Below are 19,235 nucleotides of genomic sequence, written 5' to 3' on the forward strand. Positions count from 1 at the left end.
ACCGTTGACGTTCCTCATCGTGGGGGATTGATTTCTGATTGAGGGGGCATCAGATGGGAATACCTGGGTAGGCTCAGGGACGACACGTACCCCACGCGTGGAAGAGGTGAGACAGGCGTGACCAAAGCAGCCCGACGAAAGCCGGGAAGAAGCTCGGCCAGAAGCATCAGCACTGCGGCGCTGACCAGCATCGGACCTCGGGCCGTTGCCGCCGTCGCGCTGACCGCTGCCTTCGCCGTCCTGGCTCCGAACGAGGGACGCCTCGACACCGGCCATCATCGGCCCGAGCTGCCCGACCCGGGCGCCCTGCAGGACCCCCTCGGCATCTCCGGCGGTCTGGGCGGCGTGAAGAACCTGACCCCGACCGACGCGGTGAAGCTGGCCGCCAACGCCGAGGAGCTGTCGATCCCGCCGGTCGCCCTGGCTGCGTACCAGCGCTCGTCGACCGTGCTCAACGACGCCGACGCCTCCTGCCGCCTCGACTGGGCGCTGGTCGCTGCCATCGGCATGGTCGAGAGCAACCACGGCCGCTTCGGCAGCAGCGAGCTGAACTCCCACGGCCTCGCCATCCCCGCGATCATCGGCCCGCAGCTCAACGGCGCCGGCAACTACGCGGCGATCCACGACACCGACAACGGCCTCTACGACCACGACACGGTCTATGACCACGCGGTCGGCCCGATGCAGTTCATTCCCTCCACCTGGACCTACGCAGGCGCAGACGGTGACGGCGACAACCGCCGCGACCCGCAGGACATCGACGATGCCGCCGTCGCCACGGCGGCGTTCCTGTGCGCCGGCACCGAGGACGTCAGCACCACCTCCGGCGCCAACGCCGCGGTCTACCGCTACAACCAGAGCGACACGTACGTCGAGGCAGTGCTGAAGATCGCCGGGCAGTACCGCAACGGGGAGTTCCCCGGCTCGCCCAACGTGGACGGCGGACCACCTTCTTCGATGAAGCCCACCGCCTCCCCGCTGCCGCGCACCTCGAACACTGTCGCGCCGGCGCCGAAGTCGGAGACCAAGACAGCTCCCAAGGCCGCTCCCAAGCCTCCGGCTCCTACACCGACGCCCGCACCCGCGCCGAGCAAGCCTGCGGACACCGACGACACCGATCCGGACACCGGCACCGGCGGTTCGGCGGGCGAAGGCGAGACGACGAAGCCGACCCCCACACCGACCCCCACACCGACTCCGACTCCCACGGACCCGCCCACGTCCGAGGAGCCGGATCCGGAGCCCACTGTCGAGAGCCGGTGCGAGGAGGCCGTCACCACGACGTACCCCGATCTCGATCCCGAAGGGGAGACCTACCAGTCGGTCGTCGCGAAGTGCGTCGAACACTTCGGCACCACGATCCCCGTCCTGGAGGACGCCGAGGACTACGTACGATCCCTCCACGGCGCCCCGGGCTGGGAGGCACTTCCCCCGCCGACCGCCGACGACACCGCCCCCGCGCCGTCGGAAGGGGCCGAGACCGAGACTGGCGAGGAGGCCCCGGCCGCTTCGTCGACGGAGTGAGCCGGGTCAGCTGACCTTGATCACCGTCTTGCCGAAGTTCTGACCCCGGAGCATCCGGTTGAACGCGGCAGGCGCGTTCTCGAGACCCTCGGTGATGTCCTCGCGGTAGCGGAGCCTGCCGTCGGCCAGCCAGCCGGCCGCGTCGGAGAGGAAGTTCTGCTCGTGGTCGCGGACGAACTCGGTCTGGATGAAACCCCTGATCAGCAGGGACTTGTTGAGCACATGCCGCATCAACCCGGGCGCCCGGTCGGGCCCCTCGGGGGCGGAGGTGTCGTTGTAGTGGGCGACGATCCCGCAGACCGGCACCCGAGCGAACTTGTTGAGCCGCGGCAGCACCGCGTTCCACACATGCCCACCGACGTTCTCGAAGTAGACGTCGATCCCGCCGGGAACCGCCGCCTTCAGCTGGTCCTTGAAGTCGGGCGCGCGGTGATCCAGGGCCGCATCGAAGCCGAGCTCGGTCAGATGCTCGACCTTCTCCGGGCCGCCGGCGATCCCCACCGCACGGCAGCCGAGGATCTTCGCGATCTGCCCCACCGTGGCACCCACGGGACCGGTCGCCGCCGCCACCACGACGGTCTCGCCGGGCTGCGGCCGGCCGATCTGCGTCAGCCCCGCGTACGCCGTGAACCCCGGCATCCCCAGCACCCCCAGCGCGGTCGAGACCGGGGCGACGGCCGGATCCAGCTGCCGGGTGTGCGCCGCCGGCGCGGTCGAGTAGGACTGCCACCCTCCGTACGCCAGCACGACATCGCCCACCTGCCGCGACGGATCGCGCGACTCCACGACCTCGGCGACCGTCGCGCCGGGCAGCACGTCGCCCAGGGCGGTCGGCGCGGCGTACGAAGGCGCGTCGCTCATCCGACCGCGCATGTAGGGGTCGAGCGAGAGGAACTGCGTACGCAGCAGCACCTCTCCTTCCCCGGGTGTGGGCACCTCGGAGGTGACGATCGAGAAGTCCTCGGGGGTCGGCTCGCCGACCGGGCGGGCGCGGAGCAGGATCTGGGTGTTCGTATCGGTCATCCAGCCATGGTGCCGCACTGCCGGGCAGGTTCGTTCGGCTACGGTCCTGAGGACCACAGACCTGCCCGACCCGTCGGACGCGGGAATGCTTCTGTTCGCTTTCCTGTTCTGGCAGGCTGAAGTCCTTGAGCAACGGCGTCCGCAGGTGGGGAACGACAGACAGGAGCGGTGGCTGTGATCGAGTTCGAGAGCGTGACCAAGCGCTATCCGGACGGCACCGTTGCGGTGGGAGACCTCTCCATGAAGGTCGGGGCCGGGCAGATCACCGTGTTCGTCGGACCGTCGGGATGCGGCAAGACGACCGCGCTGCGGATGATCAACCGGATGATCGAGCCGACCGCCGGCCGAGTCCTGATCGACGGCGAGGACGTCACCGCGCGCCCAGAGGCGGAGCTGCGGCGCGAGATCGGCTATGTGATCCAGGGCGCCGGGCTCTTCCCGCACCGCACGGTCCTCGACAACGTCGCGACGGTCCCGATCCTGCAGGGCGTCGCTCGACGGGACGCACGCTCGAGCGCCCTCGGGCTGCTCGAACGCGTCGGGCTCCCGGCCAACCTCGGCGAGCGCTACCCGTCCCAGCTCTCGGGCGGTCAGCAGCAGCGCGTCGGCGTCGCCCGCGCGCTCGCGGCCGACCCGCCGGTGCTCCTGATGGACGAGCCGTTCTCCGCCGTCGACCCGGTCGTGCGCGACGACCTCCAGCAGGAGCTGCTCCGGCTCCAGAGCGAGCTCGGCAAGACGATCGTCCTGGTCACCCACGACATCGACGAGGCGATCCGGCTCGGTGACGAGGTGGCCGTCTTCGCGCAGGGCGCCCGCCTGGCCCAGTTCGCGCCACCGGCCGACCTCCTCGCCGCGCCCGCCGACGACTTCGTCGCCGCGCTCGTGGGCCGCGACCGTGGCTTCCGCGGCCTCGGGTTCGCCGACGGGAGCGAGATCACGCTCCGGCCCATCGACCACGGCGTCGACGGGCTCGCCCTCGAGGTCGACCCCGACGGCCGGCCGCTGGGATGGCGCGGCGCGGACGGGCTCCTCCCGACCGAGGGCACCTTCCGTGACGGTGCCAACCTGCGTACGGTCACGGACCTGGTCATCCTCTCGCCGGCAGGCGCCGCGGTGCGGGTCGATGCCGAGGGGCGCGCCGACGGGCTGGTCCTGCTCGAGGACCTGGCCGGCAGCGTACGCACCCAGCAGCGGGAGCGGCTGACGGCACTGGCCACGGCGGAGGACGCCGGGTGAGCGAGCGGCGACGAGCGGAGGCGGCGGCGTGAGCGACCTCTGGCGCTACCTCGGCACCAACGGCGACGACATCCTCACCGCACTCGTCCAGCACATCTGGCTCGCCCTGTTGCCCGTGACGATCGCGTTCGTCCTCGCGTTGCCGCTGGGTGCCCTGGTCCAGCGCTACGGCTTGGTACGCCACATCGCGCTCACCGCCGGAAGCGTGATCTACACCGTCCCGTCGCTGGCCCTGCTCCTGCTGCTCCCGGGCATCCTCGGCACCAGCGTCCTCGACCCGCTCAACGTGATCATCGCGCTCACGCTCTACTCGCTCGCTCTGCTCGTCCGCACGACCGCCGACGGTCTCGACGCCGTCGACCCAACCGTCCTCCAGGCGGCCTCCGCGATGGGCTATCGGCCCGTACGCCGCTGGTTCACCGTCCAGCTGCCGCTGGCGATGCCGGTGATCCTGACCGGTCTCCGGGTCGCGACGGTGGCCAACGTGAGCATGGTCAGCGTCGCCGCCCTGATCGGCATCGGCGGTCTCGGCCAGCTCTTCACCCGAGGGTTCCAGCTCGGCTTCTACCTGCCGCCGATCATCATCGGGCTGGTCCTCTCGGTCGCGCTCGCGGTCGTCGCGGACGTCTTCATCGTCGCGATCCAACGCCGGCTCACCCCGTGGGCGAGAGCGGGTGCGCGATGAGTCTCGACTACCTGCTCGACGCCGCGAACTGGTCGCTGGCCAACCCCGAAGGGTTCCCGCAGCGCATCCTCGAGCACCTCGGCTACACCACCCTCGCCCTGCTGATCGCGGCCGTGATCGCGTTCCCGATCGGCCTGCTGATCGGTCACACCGGGCGTGGTGCGCTGCTCGCCATCAACCTCGGCAACGCGGGTCGCGCGCTGCCGACCCTGGGCGTCCTCATGCTCGCGCTCGCGGTCGTCGGGATCGGTCTGGTCCCGGTCACGATCGCTCTGGTCGTGCTCGCGATCCCTCCCATCCTCGCCACCACGTACGCCGGCGTCCGGTCCGTCGCCGACGAGACCGTCGACGCGGCGCGAGGTGTCGGCATGACCGAGCCCCAGATCGCCTGGCGCGTCGAAGTCCCGATCGCGCTGCCGATCATCATCGGCGGTCTGCGCAACGCCACCCTCCAGGTGATCTCGACGGCGACGATCGCTGCGTACGCCGGCCTCGGCGGTCTCGGCCGCTATCTCTTCGACGGGCTGGCGACGCTCGAGTACGACCAGGTGGTGGCCGGCGCGATCGTGATCGCCGCGCTCGCGGTCGCGATCGACCTCGCGCTCGCGGGGGCGCAGCGGCTGCTCGTCTCACCGGGGGTCGGCGGCCGCGGAGCCGACAACCGACCGACCACCGTCCGTCCCGAGCCCAAAACCGAACCCGCCGGCTGAACAACCCAGCAAACCGAGAGGTATCCCGATGTCCCGCCGTACCCGCACCACCGCGTACCTGTTCGCGACGATCGCCGTGGCAGGCACCCTGACCGCCTGTGGCGGTGACCCGCTCGACTCCGACTCCGACTCCGGCTCCGGCTCCGACTCGGACTCCGGGACGATCGTCGTCGGCTCCGCAAACTTCCCTGAGAGTGAGCTGCTGATGGAGATGTACGCCCAGGCTCTCGAGGCCGAGGGCGTCGAGGTCGAGACCAAGCCCAACATCGGCTCGCGCGAGGTCTACATGGAGGCCTTCAAGAGCGGCGACATCGACCTGCTGCCCGAGTACAACGGCGGTCTGCTCTCCTACCTGACCGAGGGCGACATGCCGGAGGGCGTCTCCGCGCCTGAAGACGTCTACACCGCGCTCCAGGACGTCCTCCCGGAGGGCAGCCAGACGCTTCCGCAGTCGGCCGCCGAGGACAAGGACTCGTTGACGGTCACCAAGGAGACGGCCGAGAAGTACTCCCTGTCCAGCATCGAGGACCTCGCGCCGATCGCCAAGGACCTCAAGCTCGGCGCCAGCCCGGAGTTCAAGAAGCGTGCCCAGGGCGTGCCCGGTCTCGAGAAGGCCTACGGCGTCACGTTCAAGGAGCTCACCCCGACCGACCCCGGCGGCCCGTTGACCATCGCGGCGCTGAAGAAGGGTGACGTCGACGTCGCCAACGTCTTCACCACCGACTCCGCGATCCCGACCAACGACTGGGTCGTCCTGGAGGACCCGAAGAACCTCTTCCTCGCCCAGAACGTGGTGCCGCTGATCCGTTCCGAGGTCCTCACCGACGACGCTGAGTCCGCCCTCAACGCGGTCTCCGATGCGCTGACCACCGAGAACCTCACCGACGCGCTCGCCGAAGTGCAGGTCGACAAGGCCGACCCCGCCACGGTCGCCAAGGAGTTCCTGGCCGACAACGGCATCGACTGAGGCGCCTGACCCAGCTCTCCCCGGTAGCCGCCCGGCGTCATCCTGATGACGCCGGGCGGCCCTGTCTTCCTGTCTTCCTGGTTTCCGCCCTTCGCCTGTCCTGGCGCGCGGGTAGGGTTCCTGACATGACGAGCACCAGCAAAGATCTCACCGTCGACGTCGTGGTCATCGGGGCCGGACCGACCGGCGAGAACGTCGCCGACCGCGCAGTGCAGGGTGGTCTGACCGCGGCCATCGTCGAGCGTGAGCTGGTGGGTGGCGAGTGCTCCTACTGGGCGTGCATGCCGACGAAGGCGCTGCTCCGGGACGCGGCGGCGCTGCGTGCCGCCAAGGCGCTGCCGGCCGCCGGGAAAGCGGTCACGGGCACCCTCGACGCCGATGCCGTCTTCGCCCGGCGCGACCAGTTCACCTCGGGCTGGAAGGACGCCGGCCAGGTCGAGTGGCTGACCGGTGCCGGGATCACGCTGGTCCGTGGACACGGCCGCATCACCGGCACCCGCACGGTCACCGTCACCGACTCAGACGGCACGACCACGAACCTTCAGGCGCGTCAGGCCGTGGTGATCGCCACCGGCACCACCGCCCTCATCCCGCCCGTCCCGGGCCTGGCTGACGCCTCACCCTGGACGAACCGTGAGGCTGCCGCCGCCACGTCTGTCCCGGAACGCCTGGCGATCATCGGCGGCGGGGTCGTCGGTGCCGAGATGGCGACCGCTTTCAGCGCCCTCGGGTCGCAGGTGACCCTGATCTCGCGCACCCGGCTCCTTGCGGGGGTCGAGGAATTCGCGGGTGAGCACGTGGCCGATGCGCTCCGGACGTACGGGGTCGCTCTTCACCTGGACCGCGACGCGACCGAGGTCCGTCGCGACGACAACGGCGAGGTGCACCTGACGCTCTCCGACGGGACCGATGTGGCCGCGGACGAGGTCCTCGTCGCCACCGGCCGGGTGCCCAGCACCAAGGACCTCGGCCTCGAGCACGTCGGGCTCACGCCCGGCAAGTGGCTGAAAGTCGATGACGCGTTGGCCGTGGTCGACGACAGTGGCCGGCTCGAGGACGGCTGGCTCTACGCCGCCGGTGACATCAACCACCGCGCGCTGCTGACCCACCACGGGAAATACCAGGCCCGCGCCCTCGGTGACCTGATCGCGGCCCGGGCGCGCGGCGAGGAGCCCGACCTGAGCACGTGGGGCCGTCACGCCGCCACCGCCGACGAGCGCGCCGTCACCCAGGTGATCTTCACCGATCCCGAGGTCGTCGCCGTCGGCCACACCGCCGAGTCGGCCGAGGCCGCCGGCATCGAGGTCGGCGTCGTCGACTACGACCTCGGCTCGGTCGCCGGCGCATCGCTGCACGCCGACGGCTACCGTGGCCAGGCGCGGATGGTCATCGACGAGCAGCGCAAGGTCCTGGTCGGCTTCACCGCGGTCGGTCCGGACATCTCCGAGCTCCTGCACGGGGCCACGATCGCGATCGTCGGCGAGGTCCCGCTGGACCGTCTCTGGCACGCCGTCCCCGCCTACCCGACGATCAGCGAGATCTGGCTCCGCCTGCTGGAGACCGCTGGACGCGATCGTTAGAACAGCTGGCGCAGGTTGGCCTTGCTGAGGTCGATCAGCTCGTCACCTCGACCGGACATGACCGACCGGATGGCGTAGAGGGTGAAGCCCTTGAGCTGCTCGGCGGTGATGTTGGGCGGGATGGAGAGCTCTTGGCGCTCCGTGACGACATCGAGGAGGGCGGGGCCGTCGTGACCGAGGATGTCGGCGACCGCCTCCGGAAGATCCTCGGAGTGCTCGACACGACGAGCGTAGATGCCCATCGCGTTGGCGACGTCGGCGAAGCTCGGGTTCACCAGGTCGGTGCCGTACGTGACGAAGCCGGCAGCCTTCATCTCCAGCTCGACGAAGTTCAACGAGGAGTTGTTGAACACGACGAGCTTGACCGGGAGCCGGTTCTGAACGAGGGTGAGCAGCTCGCCGAGCAGCATGGTGAGCCCACCGTCACCGGCGAGCGCGACGACCTGACGGTCCGGATGGGCGATCTGGGCGCCGATCGCCTGCGGCAGCGCGTTGGCCATCGAGCCGTGGGCGAAGGAGCCGATCAGCCGGCGGCGACCGTTCATGGTCAGATAGCGCGCCGCCCACACCACCGGCGAACCGACGTCGGGGATGAAGACGGCATCGTCGGAGGCGGCCTGGTCGACCAACCGAGCGAGGTACTGCGGATGGATCGGCGCCTTCGACCGGGACGGGGTGGCCAGCTCGTCGAGCTTGGTCCGGGTGCGGCGGTAGTGGTCCAGCGAGTCGTCCAGGTGCCGCCTGTCTCCACTTCGGTCGAGCAACGGCAGCAACGCCGCGGCCGTGTCCTTGACCGTTCCCACCATGCCGAGGTCGATCGGGTGGCGCCGACCGAGCTGCTCGCCGCGGATGTCGACCTGGACGGTCTTGGCGTGCTTCGGGAAGAACTGCCGGTAGGGGAGGTCGGTGCCGAGCATCAGCAGCGTGTCGGCCCGCTCCATCGCGCGATAGCCGGAGGCGAAGCCGAGCAGGCCGGTCATCCCCACGTCGTAGGGGTTGTCGTACTCCAAGAACTCCTTTCCGCGCAGCGCGTGCACCACCGGGGCGCCGAGAGCCTCGGCAAGGGCCACCACCTCGTCGTGCGCACCGGCACAGCCCGCGCCGGCGAGGATGGTGACCCGGTCACCGGCGTTCAGCAGGGCGGCCGCCTGCCCGATCTCATCCTCGTCGGGGATGACCCGGGAGCGCGTCGGACGGATCGCCACGGCCCGGTCGACCTCCGACTCGGCCAGCGCGACGTCCCCAGGGATCACCAGCACCGCCACACCCTGCTTCTCGACCGCCGCACGCATCGCGATCTCGAGCACGTGCGGCATCTGGCTCGGCTGAGCGACGTACTCGGTATAGACCGAGCACTCTCGGAACAGCTCCCGCGGGTGCGTCTCCTGGAAGTAGTTGGTGCCGATCTCGGCGGTCGGGATCTGGGCGGCGATCGCGAGGACCGGCACCCGTGAGCGGTTGGCGTCGAAGAGCCCGTTGATCAGGTGGAGGTTGCCCGGCCCACAGCTCCCGGCGACCACCGCGAGCTCACCCGTCACCGCAGCGTCGGCGGCCGCCGCGAACGCGGCAGACTCCTCGTGACGTACTTGGATCCAACTCATGTCTCCGTTCTTGCGGAGCGCATCGGTGAACCCGTTGAGGGAGTCCCCCGGGATCCCGTAGACGCGGCGGACGCCGCTGGCGGACAAGGTGGACACGATCTGTTCGGCGATGGTCGACATGCGGTCTCCTTCTCGGCGCGTACGTCATCCACCGTAGAACAGCGTCGATGCGGTCCTGACGTACGAGCCGCCCTCACCTGGCCGACGCGGGATCCCTCCGTTCCACCCGGCTCGCCGACAACAGCCCGCCGATCAGCAGGGCGAGCGACACCACCAGGAGTACGCCGCCGACACCGAGCAACACACCGATCGCGATGCCGAGCATCGGGAGGGTGGCGCCGATGGCCGCCACGGCGGTCACCGGAGCATGCCCGTCGGCATTCATCACGACAAGGGTCCAGTCGCCCGACTCGACCTCCCAGGTGAGCGTCTGGGGCCCGGTCCCGCTCGCCGAGGCGGCCCAGAAGCCGGCATCCGCAGGGAGGGACGCCGGGGATCCGCCGTCGACCGCATCGTACGTCGGGGTGTTGCCGTCGAAGCCGTCGATCGTCGAGTGGCGGACGTCGGCGAGGTAGGCGGCGACGTCCGCGGACGGCGCGACGCCCACGAAGACCGGGCCCTCCTCGACTGAGGTGACGACCAGCTTGGCGTCCCCGACCAGCACGCCGGGTACGTCCGCTCCGGTGTCGGTCTCGATGGTGATCGTCTCGGAGGTGATCGCGTGCCCAGAGGCGGAGATCGCCACCCCGTCGGTCACCAGATAGCCGTCGTCGTCCCGCTGGGCCGCGGCCACCGCGAGAGCACCGCCACCGGCGATGAGGCCGAGCGAGACCAGCAGGAGAACGCTGCCGGCCACGACGGCGATGACTCGCCCGGTCGTCCAGCGCGGTCGTTCAGTCGTCATTGGCCGGACCTCGCGCTGCGGCTCTGTCGGGTCATTCACGGAACAGTCCGATGATGTTGCCGCCGGGGTCCCGGAACATGGCGAACGACCCGGTGCCGGGGATCTCCATCGGCGGCACGACGGTCTCACCACCCAGCTCTTCGGCGCGCCGGAGGCTGCCGTCGAGGTCGTCGGTCGAGACGTACACCGTGACGTAGGCGGGCATCTCGTCGCGGGTCTGCATGACACCGCCACCGATCCCGTCCTCCGCAGCTTTCACGAGCCAGTAGTCGGGGCCGGCCCCCTGGATGTCCCAGCCGAACAGGTCTCGATAGAACCCGACGAGCCGCTCGCCGTCAGATCCGGCGATCTCGAAGTGCACCACGGAATGTGTCATGTCTGTCTCCTTCGTTGAGTCGTTGAGGGTTCCGAGACCAGGCGTCATGAGCCCAGGAGTACGCGTTCACCGCGCCGGGGCACCACGGCGACGACGCCGAGCTCGTCCTGGACCCGGTCCGCCAGCGCGCGGGATGACGTCGGCTCGCCGTGCACGACGTAGACGGTCTGCGGGAGCTCGGGTGCCGAGGCGACCCAGGCGAGCAGCTCGTCGGCGTCGGCATGCACGCTGAAGTCCGAGATCGCCACCACCTCAGCTCGGACCTGGACGTACCGGCCGTGCATCTTCACCGCCCGGGCACCCTCGACCAGCTGCCGGCCGCGGGTGCCCTGAGCCTGATAGCCGGTGAGCACGATGCTGTTGCGAGGGTCGGGAAGCTGGCGGAGCAGGTGGTGGACGACGCGGCCGCCGGTGGCCATCCCGGAGGCCGAGATGATGATGCACGGCTCCTTGGGGCGGTTGAGTCGCTCGGAGGCGGCGGCGTCTCGGATCCGGTGGACGTTCAAGCGGTCGAGGTCGTGCAACGGCGCCGCTCGCTCGAGGTCGAGCTCGTCGCTGTGCGAGCTCAGGGCTGCCTGGTAGACGTCGAGCGCGGCGAGAGCCATCGGGCTGTCGACGAAGATCGGGACCTCGGGCATCTGGCCGGTGCGGCGGAGCCTGAGCAGCTCGAGCAGCACCAGCTCGGTCCGGTCCACGGCGAACGCCGGGATCAGTACGACACCGCCACGAGCCACGGTGCGGCGTACGGTGTCGGCGAGGACCTCGGGATCCACCGGTGGGTGCCGTCGGTCGCCGTACGTGGATTCGAGCACCATCGCCGAGGCGGCCGGAGGCGGCGCTGGCGGCCGCAGGATCGGATGCCCCGGTCGACCCAGGTCGCCGCTGAACACCACCCGCTCACCTCCGACGTCGACGACGGCCACCGCGGAGCCCAGGATGTGGCCGGCACGCTGCAGCGTCACGACCATGCTGCCGAGCGGCCACGGTTCACCGAAGGCCACCGGGTGCACGCGCTCGAGCGTCCGCTCGACATCTGCCGCCGTGTAGAGCGGCAGAGCCGGGTCGTGTTTCGACCAGCCGCCCTCGTTGGCGACCCGAGCGTCCTCCTCCTGCAGACGGGCACTGTCCCGGAGAACGATGGCGGTGAGTGCGGCGGTGCCCGGCGTGCACACCGTCTCGCCGGCGAAGCCGTCGCTCACCAGCCGAGGCAGGTAACCGGTGTGGTCGAGGTGAGCATGGGTGAGGACGACGGCATCCAGGTCTGCGGGCGTCACCGGGAACGGCGCCCAGTTGAGCCGTCGCAGCTCGCGCAGGCCCTGGTAGAGGCCGGCGTCCACCAGCAGGCGATCGCTGCCGTACGTCACCAGGAACCGGCTTCCGGTCACCGTGCCGGATGCACCGAGGAACTCCAGTGCGGGATGCTTCGAAAGCGACGTACCGGGGTCGCCGACGACAGGGGTCTCGGAGTAAGTCATCAAGCTTCCCTTCGCAGGTGATGTCACCACCACGCTGCTGCATCCGCTCGGATGCTGGGAGGGTCCTACGGCCTTCGCCGAGTGACCCACGGCCCGATCACTCGACCCGCTGGTGCAACGGCGGGCTGCGGCATCAGCTGTCCAGGGTGCCGACCGGGCGCTGAACTACCCCTGTTGACGAAGGTAACGGCCGAAATGGGGGACGGTGAACGCGATCCGACCCCGTTCACCGGAGTAGATCAGGCCCTTCTTCATCAGCGCGTCACGGGCAGGCGAGAGCGACTGCGGTTTCTTGTTGAGGAACGCCGCGACGTCCGCGGTGGCGACGGTGCCGATGTCGTCGGCGCCGAGCTCGACGGCGGCATCGGCCATCGCGCGAAGGTAGTCGCGCTCGGCGGGGGTGGCGCGCTCGTAGCGCGAGCCGAAGAAGCCGACCGCCAGCTCGCGCTCGGCCTCGGGAGCCGCGACCTTCACGTCCTCCACGGTGATCGGCGAGCGGGGCGCCTGGTCCCACACGGTCTTGCCGTAGGCCTGGATGAAGTAGGGGTAGCCGCCGGTGGCGGAGTACATCTCCTCCAGCGCGGCGGTCTCGAACTCGGCCTCCTCCTCGCCCGCCGGAGCGGCGAGGGCGCGGTCGGCGGCCTCACGCTCGAGGCGGTCGATGCGCTGGTAGGAGAAGAGCCGCTCCGAGTAGGACTTGCTCGCCGAGAGCACGGCCGGGAGATGCGGCAGTCCGGCGCCGACGACGATCACAGGGAGCCCGGACTGGCTGATCTCGTGGCAGGCCGCGCACATCGCGGAGACGTCGTCGGGCCCGAGATCCTGCATCTCGTCGATGAAGACCCCGACACCCTTCCCGACATCCGCTGCGAGCCCGCCGACATCGGTGAGCAGCTCGACCAGGTCGATCTCTATGTCACCGGAGTCAGCACGCCCCCGGACCGCCGGAACCTCGATGCCCGGCGACCACTGCTCGCGCAGCTTGGCGTTGGGGCCGGCCTCCCGCTGGGCGAACGAGCGGATCACACCGAGCACGTGGTCGACGTCGTCGGCGCTCGGATGTCCCAGCTCGCGCACCGCCTGGTGCAACGCACTCGACAGCGGCCGCCGCAACGACTGGTCGGGGCGCGCCTCCATCTTCCCGGTGCCCCAGCCCTTGCGGACCGCCGCGGAGCGCAGGGTGTTGAGCAGGACCGTCTTGCCGACGCCACGGAGCCCGGTGAGCACCAGCGACCGCTCCGGACGACCCCTTGCCACCCGCTCCAGCACCACATCGAACTGCCCGAGCTGCTCGTTCCGACCGGCGAGCTCAGGGGGCCGCTGGCCCGCGCCTGGAGCGTACGGATTGCGGATGGGGTCCATGATCAGACGATATCCAGATCTATAGGACGCGTCTTAGATTTCGCTAGCGAGCCACATCTTTCACGAGCGTAGGTCTCTATTCGGCTTTCTAAGTCAGACCTTAGAAAGCCGCAGACTCCTGCATCGACCGCTATCGTCGAACATGTGTTCGATGATAGCCGGATTCTCTCCCCCTATGCAAGCCTGACGATCTAGACTCGCGAACATGCCGGAACTACCCGAGGTGGAAGCGCTCGCCGAGGACCTGCGCGGGCGCCTCGACGGCCGGGCGATCACGAAGGTGCACGTCGCGCAGTTCAGCGCCCTGAAGACGTACGACCCGCCGCTGACCGCAGTCGAGGGCACGCTGGTCGATAACGTGACCCGCCACGGCAAGTTCATCGACATCGAGGCCAGCGGAATCCATCTGGTGCTGCACCTGGCCCGCGGCGGCTGGATCCGGTGGCGCAACGAGCTCCCGGCGACACCGCCTCGCCCGGGGTCCAAGAGCGGTCTTGCGATCCGAGTTGTGCTCGACGACGACACCGGGCTCGACATCACCGAGGGTGGCACCAAGAAGCGCCTGGCTCTCTACGTCGTCCACGACCCGCAGGACGTCCCGGGAGTCGCCTCGCTGGGCCCCGACCCGCTCGCCGACGACTTCACCCTGGACCGCTTCCGCGAGATCCTCGCCGGCCAGGGCCGCAAGCAGATCAAGGGCGTGCTGCGGATGCAGTCGATCATCGCGGGCATCGGCAACGCCTACTCCGACGAGATCCTGTGGGCGGCGAAGATGTCGCCGTTCAAGCCCGCCGAGATGACCCAGGACGAGTCGGAGAGCCTCTACAACGCGCTGCGGACGACCCTGAAGGAGGCCGTCGAGCGCGACTCCGGCCTGGCGATGAGCGAGCTCAAGGGCGAGAAGAAGTCCAACCTCGCCGTGCACGGCAAGGCCGGCAAGAAGTGCCCGGTCTGCAAAGACACGGTCCTCGAGGTCAGTTTCGCCGATTCCAGCCTGCAGTACTGCCCCACCTGCCAGACCGGCGGGAAGCCGCTCGCCGATCGCCGGATGTCCCGGCTCCTCAAGTAGGCTCTGCGGGTGAGCATCCCCACCGTCGAGATCACCGGAGTGCCCGATCCTCTGCCCGTGGCAGTCCTCGATGTCCGCGAGGACGACGAGTGGGCCGCGGGTCACATCGAAGGTGCCACCCACATTCCGCTCCAAGAGCTCCCGGCGCGCCTCGGTGACCTTCCCGAGGGCCAGACGCTGGTGGTCTGCAAGGTGGGCGGACGCAGCGCCCAGGCGGTCAACTACCTCGCCCAGCAGGGTTTCGAGGTCGTCAACCTCGCCGGCGGGATGCTCGACTGGGCCGCCGCCGGGCGGCCGATGGTCAGCGAGACCGGCTCCGAGGCGTACGTTCTCTAGGGCATCTGCGTCGGCGGACCGCCGAAGACCTCCGGGAGCGGCAGTCTGAGCGCCTTCTCCAGGCGGTCGAGATAGTCCGTGCGATCCTCCTCGATCACGCCGAGCGAGGCGAGATGGTCGGTGCGCCACTGCACGTCCAGGATCCGCTGGTCGGTCGACCCCGCCTCGCGCAGCGCGGAGACCAGCCCGACGAGAGCGACCTTGGACGCGTCGCGGACGCGATGGAACATCGACTCCCCGGCAAAGAGTCCGCCGATGGCCACCCCGTAGAGCCCGCCGACCAGGCGGTCGTCCTGCCAGGCCTCGACCGAATGCGCCCAGCCCAGCCGGTGCAGGTCGCCGTACGCCCGACGGATCCGCTTGTCGATCCAGCCGTGCGGCCGTCGCGGATCGGCGCACGAGCCCACCACCTCGTCGAAGCTGGTGTCGACCCGGATCTCGAAGTCCCGCACCGACCGGCGCAGGGATCGCGAGACGACCAGCCCGTCCAGAGGGAGTACGCCACGCCTGACCGGCGAGAACCACATCATCGGATCTCGCGGGGACTCGCCGGGCATGGGGAAGATCCCGTGACGGTACGCGGCCAGCAGCGTACCGGGCGCGACGTCCGCGCCCACCCCCACCAGATCGTCCAGCTCCGCCCCGCCATGAGCGTCCGTTCCTGGGTCCCGAAGGTCCGCGAAAGCCCACGGCGACGGCTCCGGTTCGATCGGACCCCCAATATTCGCCACGACGAAACGTTATCGCCCTGCACCAGCCCCAACCACCACGCGCTTAAGATTTGCTCATGATCGGTCCCAAGGCAGTGCTCAGCAGTGCGGCTGGCCGGCTCGCACCCAAGGTCATCCAGTCCGCCCCCGGCGTGACCACCACCGTGGTCAGGCAGGCGCTGCACCACGCCATCGTCGGCGTCGGTCCGCTCCCAGGCGCAGCCACGGCCGCCGAGAAGCACCTCAAGGACCACGACGGTGACGTCGAGCTCGCGGTGAAGCACATCATCGACAACCACGTACGACTGGCCGGCGTGGGCGGCTTCGCGACCAACATCGGCGGTGTGGTCACCACGGCCATCACGCTCCCCGCCAACATCACCGGGATGGCGATCATCCAGTGCCGGATGGTGGCCGCGATCGCGCATCTGCGTGGCTACGACCTGACCGACCCGCGCGTACGCAACGGCATCCTGCTCACCCTCCTGAGCGAGGAGAAGGTCGGCAAGCAGATCCAGGAGAAGAAGATCCCGGCGCCGCCGATGGCGATCGCCACCGCGCCCAGCTACGACCGCGCGGTCGATGCCATCGTTGCCGCGGAGGTGGCCCAGGAGCTGCTCAGCCGGGTCACCGGCCGGGGCATGATCTCCATGGCCGCGAAGCGGATCCCGCTGGTCGGCGGCGTCGTCGGCGCAGGGGCCGACGGGTGGATGACCTACCAGATCGGCCGCTACGCCTCACGCGAGCTGCTGCCGCGCCGCGCCGAAGACGGCTGAGGCCTCACAGGAACCCCACAGGTTTCTCACGCGTTCCTCCGAATACCGGACTTCACACTGATGTAGTCCGCTCAGGAGGAGCAGGAGATGACCCCCGACTCGAGCCTCACCCCGGCCAGCCCCGCCTGCCCCCCAGCAGGGGTCGGGACGAGACCTCACCTGCTCCTCCTGGGCGGCGTCCCCGGCGCCGGCAAGAGCACGCTGATCCGCCAGGTGACAGACCGGAACCCGGATGTGCGCGCACTCGATCCGGAGACCGCGGCGCGTTGGCTTTCGGCTCGACTGCCGCGGACTCCCTACCGCCTCTACCGGCCGCTGGTGCATCTGTGGCATGCGCTCGCAACTTTCGCCCTCGTCATGCTCGGCCCGACCCGCGGTCGGCGCACGATCCTCGTACATGATCCTGCGACCCGTCCCCGCCGACGCGCGCTGCTCGGGCGGATCGCCCGCGCCCGCGGCTGGCGTACGTCGCTGGTCATGATCGACGTGCCTCGCGCTGCGGCGATCGACGGTCAGCATGCACGCGGGCGGATAGTGCGCTCGACGTCGTTCGAGCGCCACTGGCACCGCTGGACCGACGATCAGCCACGACTGTTGAGCGCGACGACCTTCGGAGACGCCGACGGCTCTTGGGATCGGGTCCACGTCGTCGACCGCGCCCGCGCCGGCGGACGACTCGAAGCGCTCCTTGGCCGATCCCGGCACGGCAGTGAGGAGGTTGTGGATCAGATGGAAGCAGAGGCTGTGGGACTACCTCGCGTGCGATGGCCGATGCCGCGACCGATCTCGGCCCCGACGACATCTGCATCGTCATGGGAGATGGAGAGAGTGCGAGGATGACTAGCGTGTTGATCCCAACGCCGCTGGTTGTGGTGGACATGCAGACCGCGTTCGTCGTGGGCGAGTCAGCCTTGCCGACGATGTCGACCATGTTGCCTGCCGTCGAGGCGCAGCTGGCGGCAGCGCGAGAAGCTGGCGCGCTGGCGGTGTTCCTTCAGAACGACGGCCCTGCAGGCGCCTCAGATGAACCGAGCACCAATGGTTGGCGGCTGGCTCTGGACCCTGAAGCAGGCGAAGTGGTCGTCCGGAAGTCGTAGGACAGCGGCTTCGCGGGGACTGATCTGGACGATGTGCTCCAGCGCCACGGGGTCCAAGCGGTTTCCTTGTGCGGCTTGATCTCGGAGATGTGTGTCGCTGCGACGGCTCGGGATGCGATCGCGCGGGGTTATACGGTTGTGCTCGCTCACGATAGTCATGGCACCTACGACGTTCCCCCATTCGCCGATGGCGAGGCCGGGGTTCCCGCGGAGCAAGCCGCGAGGGTGGTGGAGTGGTCGCTCGGAGACGCGATTGTCATCGCACCGAGTGCCGCGGGAGTGCGCTTCGCCGCTGCCGACGGCGAGCCACTCACACACCCCCTGACAAGCCACGGTCCGATCGGCCCGATCGACCGCACTACCGTGCGTCACCGCGACCTATCTGCGTCTGGTGAAGCGGATGTCGCCATTGGGTAGGCGTTCATGGACGTACGCCGGGTCGTGGGCACGGTGGTGGTGATGACTGCAGAGCAGCGCGGCGTTCTCAAGATCTGTTTGACCGCCTTGTGCCCAGGCGAGCCAGTGGTGGGCTTCGGCCCAGGTGCCGGGGATGTCGCAACCTTCGGCCTCACAGGTCGCTGACCTGAGCAGCAGGGCTCGGCGTTGGGCTGCGGTGAAGAATCGTTCCTTGCGGCCGAGGTCGAGAACCTCGGAAGCGCCCCCGAGGACGGCCGGAATGATGCCGGCGGTGCAGGCCAGGCGTCTGGCTTCGGCTGCGGTGATCGGGCTGTCGCCGAGGATCTGGCCGATGCCGGCGTCTTTGCGGAGCTGGTCGAGGTCGATGGTCACGATCACCGTGGTCGCATCCCCGCCGTGGATCGGAAGCCGGGCCGGGTCGAGGGCCTCGAGCATCTGGCAGAACGCCCGCCCGAGGCGTCGGGCGTAGGGCAGGTACTCACCGGTCTCTGTCCGGGTGCCGTCATCGCGTCGCGGGGAGGCGAACGCCTCCAGGTTGGTCGCCAGCCGGTCCGCGGCCGCGTCCGGGATGACCGCGGAGATCCGGGTGGTGCCGTCCCCGACCCGGCGCATGGTCAGCCGGGTCTTCTTGCGGGCGTGGGCTTCCTCAGCCGCGAGCCGCTTGGCTTCTTCGGCTTCGGCGATCTCGGGGGCGATGACGTCCAGGATCCGGCGCCCCACGCGGCGCAGTCGGGTGGGGTCGAACTGGGTCGCGTAGGCGACCATGGCCTCCTCGGCCTCCACACGGATCTCGGGGTCGAGATCAGCAGGCAGGTCGTCGAGGGCCGCGACGATCACCTGTGCCTGCGCCGAGTTGCAGTCCCCGGCGCGCATCGCTGCCGCGACCCGGTGATAGGTGCGGTCCAAAGCGTGCGCGAGCCGGAGGTCGTCACGCAGGGTCTCGGGGCGCTGGTGGGTGTGGTGATGCAGCCACGCCGCCACATCGCGGGCAGCCGAATCCGCAGCCACATCATCAGCAGTAGCCATCACCCGTAGCTCGAGCTCGGCCAGCTGGGCTTTCGCCCGCGCGATCTCGACAAGCGCGGCGGCCTTATCTGGGGTGACCATGAACGTGGGGTTCGCGTCCGCGACCTCATCGAGGGCGTCGGTGATCGCGACCACCGCTGCCAGCACAGGATGTTGTGGCTGCTGCAGTGTGGTCATCACGGTCACCTCCCGACGTACGAACTCAAAGGGCTTCCTGCAGATTGCAGAATCCCTGCTTGGTTCGCTGGTCCCGGAGGCCCGTCAAGTACGGGCTATTACTTACCCTCGCAGCTCAGCGCTCACGCCCCTGGATCCCCTGGAATACCCCACGCCCGTTGTCTCCGGGGCTGAGAGGCACGCC

The 19,235-nt window shown here is 69.3% G+C and carries 18 protein-coding genes and 1 pseudogene; 11 read left to right on the plus strand and 8 right to left on the minus strand.

Annotated elements, in window-relative coordinates:
- Positions 1–117 precede the first annotated feature (117 nt).
- Complete coding sequence (locus ABZZ22_RS16255) at positions 118–1,524, plus strand: lytic transglycosylase domain-containing protein (protein WP_354933112.1); 1,407 nt, start codon at positions 118–120, stop codon at positions 1,522–1,524.
- 6 nt (positions 1,525–1,530) lie between these two features.
- On the opposite strand, the gene ABZZ22_RS16260 is transcribed toward ABZZ22_RS16255, so the two are convergent.
- Positions 1,531–2,547 carry an NADP-dependent oxidoreductase gene (locus ABZZ22_RS16260; RefSeq protein ID WP_354933114.1) on the minus strand — a complete coding sequence of 339 codons (1,017 nt, stop codon included), beginning with the start codon at positions 2,545–2,547 and terminating at the stop codon, positions 1,531–1,533.
- A 174-nt stretch (positions 2,548–2,721) separates the two neighbouring features.
- Between ABZZ22_RS16260 and ABZZ22_RS16265 the strand changes: the two genes are divergently transcribed.
- The 5 genes from ABZZ22_RS16265 to ABZZ22_RS16285 all read left to right on the plus strand — a co-directional run bounded on the left by ABZZ22_RS16265 (position 2,722) and on the right by ABZZ22_RS16285 (position 7,725).
- The gene (locus ABZZ22_RS16265) at positions 2,722–3,783 is read left to right on the plus strand and encodes an ATP-binding cassette domain-containing protein (RefSeq protein ID WP_354933116.1); all 1,062 of its coding nucleotides are present in this window, start codon (positions 2,722–2,724) and stop codon (positions 3,781–3,783) included.
- A gap of 28 nt (positions 3,784–3,811) precedes the next feature.
- Positions 3,812–4,468: an ABC transporter permease gene (locus ABZZ22_RS16270; protein WP_354933118.1), complete on the plus strand. Its 657-nt coding sequence runs from the start codon at positions 3,812–3,814 to the stop codon at positions 4,466–4,468.
- Positions 4,465–5,178: an ABC transporter permease gene (locus ABZZ22_RS16275; RefSeq protein WP_354933120.1), complete on the plus strand. Its 714-nt coding sequence runs from the start codon at positions 4,465–4,467 to the stop codon at positions 5,176–5,178. The genes ABZZ22_RS16270 and ABZZ22_RS16275 overlap by 4 nt, the downstream gene beginning before the upstream one ends.
- A gap of 28 nt (positions 5,179–5,206) precedes the next feature.
- Positions 5,207–6,145, plus strand: a complete 939-nt coding sequence (locus ABZZ22_RS16280; protein ID WP_354933122.1) for an ABC transporter substrate-binding protein — start codon at positions 5,207–5,209, stop codon at positions 6,143–6,145.
- 125 nt (positions 6,146–6,270) lie between these two features.
- Positions 6,271–7,725: an NAD(P)/FAD-dependent oxidoreductase gene (locus tag ABZZ22_RS16285; RefSeq protein WP_354933124.1), complete on the plus strand. Its 1,455-nt coding sequence runs from the start codon at positions 6,271–6,273 to the stop codon at positions 7,723–7,725.
- Here ABZZ22_RS16285 and poxB read toward each other — a convergent pair.
- From poxB to ABZZ22_RS16310, 5 genes are all read right to left on the minus strand, one after another.
- Positions 7,722–9,446 (minus strand): ubiquinone-dependent pyruvate dehydrogenase, encoded by a 1,725-nt coding sequence (gene poxB, locus ABZZ22_RS16290; RefSeq protein ID WP_354933126.1) that lies wholly within the window; start codon positions 9,444–9,446, stop codon positions 7,722–7,724. The genes ABZZ22_RS16285 and poxB overlap by 4 nt on opposite strands.
- A gap of 73 nt (positions 9,447–9,519) precedes the next feature.
- Positions 9,520–10,230 carry a hypothetical protein gene (locus tag ABZZ22_RS16295; RefSeq protein WP_354933128.1) on the minus strand — a complete coding sequence of 237 codons (711 nt, stop codon included), beginning with the start codon at positions 10,228–10,230 and terminating at the stop codon, positions 9,520–9,522.
- A gap of 31 nt (positions 10,231–10,261) precedes the next feature.
- Complete coding sequence (locus ABZZ22_RS16300; protein ID WP_354933129.1) at positions 10,262–10,606, minus strand: VOC family protein; 345 nt, start codon at positions 10,604–10,606, stop codon at positions 10,262–10,264.
- Between the two features lie 44 nt (positions 10,607–10,650).
- Positions 10,651–12,081 carry an MBL fold metallo-hydrolase gene (locus tag ABZZ22_RS16305; RefSeq protein WP_354933131.1) on the minus strand — a complete coding sequence of 477 codons (1,431 nt, stop codon included), beginning with the start codon at positions 12,079–12,081 and terminating at the stop codon, positions 10,651–10,653.
- 165 nt (positions 12,082–12,246) lie between these two features.
- Positions 12,247–13,443: an ATP-binding protein gene (locus ABZZ22_RS16310; RefSeq protein ID WP_354933133.1), complete on the minus strand. Its 1,197-nt coding sequence runs from the start codon at positions 13,441–13,443 to the stop codon at positions 12,247–12,249.
- 205 nt (positions 13,444–13,648) lie between these two features.
- Here ABZZ22_RS16310 and ABZZ22_RS16315 point away from each other — a divergent pair, with 205 nt between their 5' ends.
- Positions 13,649–14,512, plus strand: coding sequence for a DNA-formamidopyrimidine glycosylase family protein (locus ABZZ22_RS16315; RefSeq protein ID WP_354933135.1), 864 nt, complete (start codon positions 13,649–13,651; stop codon positions 14,510–14,512).
- A gap of 9 nt (positions 14,513–14,521) precedes the next feature.
- Positions 14,522–14,848: a rhodanese-like domain-containing protein gene (locus ABZZ22_RS16320; protein WP_292650428.1), complete on the plus strand. Its 327-nt coding sequence runs from the start codon at positions 14,522–14,524 to the stop codon at positions 14,846–14,848.
- Here ABZZ22_RS16320 and aat read toward each other — a convergent pair.
- Positions 14,845–15,579 (minus strand): leucyl/phenylalanyl-tRNA--protein transferase, encoded by a 735-nt coding sequence (gene aat / locus ABZZ22_RS16325; protein ID WP_354933137.1) that lies wholly within the window; start codon positions 15,577–15,579, stop codon positions 14,845–14,847. The genes ABZZ22_RS16320 and aat overlap by 4 nt on opposite strands.
- Positions 15,580–15,635: 56 nt before the next feature.
- On the opposite strand from aat, the gene ABZZ22_RS16330 reads away from it, so the two are divergent.
- The 3 genes and pseudogenes from ABZZ22_RS16330 to ABZZ22_RS16340 all read left to right on the plus strand — a co-directional run bounded on the left by ABZZ22_RS16330 (position 15,636) and on the right by ABZZ22_RS16340 (position 17,848).
- Positions 15,636–16,334 (plus strand): EcsC family protein, encoded by a 699-nt coding sequence (locus ABZZ22_RS16330; protein WP_354933139.1) that lies wholly within the window; start codon positions 15,636–15,638, stop codon positions 16,332–16,334.
- A gap of 87 nt (positions 16,335–16,421) precedes the next feature.
- Entirely contained in the window at positions 16,422–17,174 is a 753-nt protein-coding gene (locus ABZZ22_RS16335; protein WP_354933141.1) for an AAA family ATPase, read from the plus strand.
- 32 nt (positions 17,175–17,206) lie between these two features.
- Positions 17,207–17,848: pseudogene (locus tag ABZZ22_RS16340) on the plus strand (isochorismatase family protein).
- Here the strand turns inward: ABZZ22_RS16340 and ABZZ22_RS16345 are convergent.
- Positions 17,810–19,051, minus strand: coding sequence for a DUF222 domain-containing protein (locus ABZZ22_RS16345; RefSeq protein ID WP_354933143.1), 1,242 nt, complete (start codon positions 19,049–19,051; stop codon positions 17,810–17,812). The pseudogene ABZZ22_RS16340 and the gene ABZZ22_RS16345 overlap by 39 nt on opposite strands.
- Positions 19,052–19,235 lie beyond the last annotated feature (184 nt).

It is taken from the genome of Nocardioides sp. NPDC006273 (assembly GCF_040613495.1).
Taxonomy (GTDB): Bacteria; Actinomycetota; Actinomycetes; order Propionibacteriales; family Nocardioidaceae; genus Nocardioides.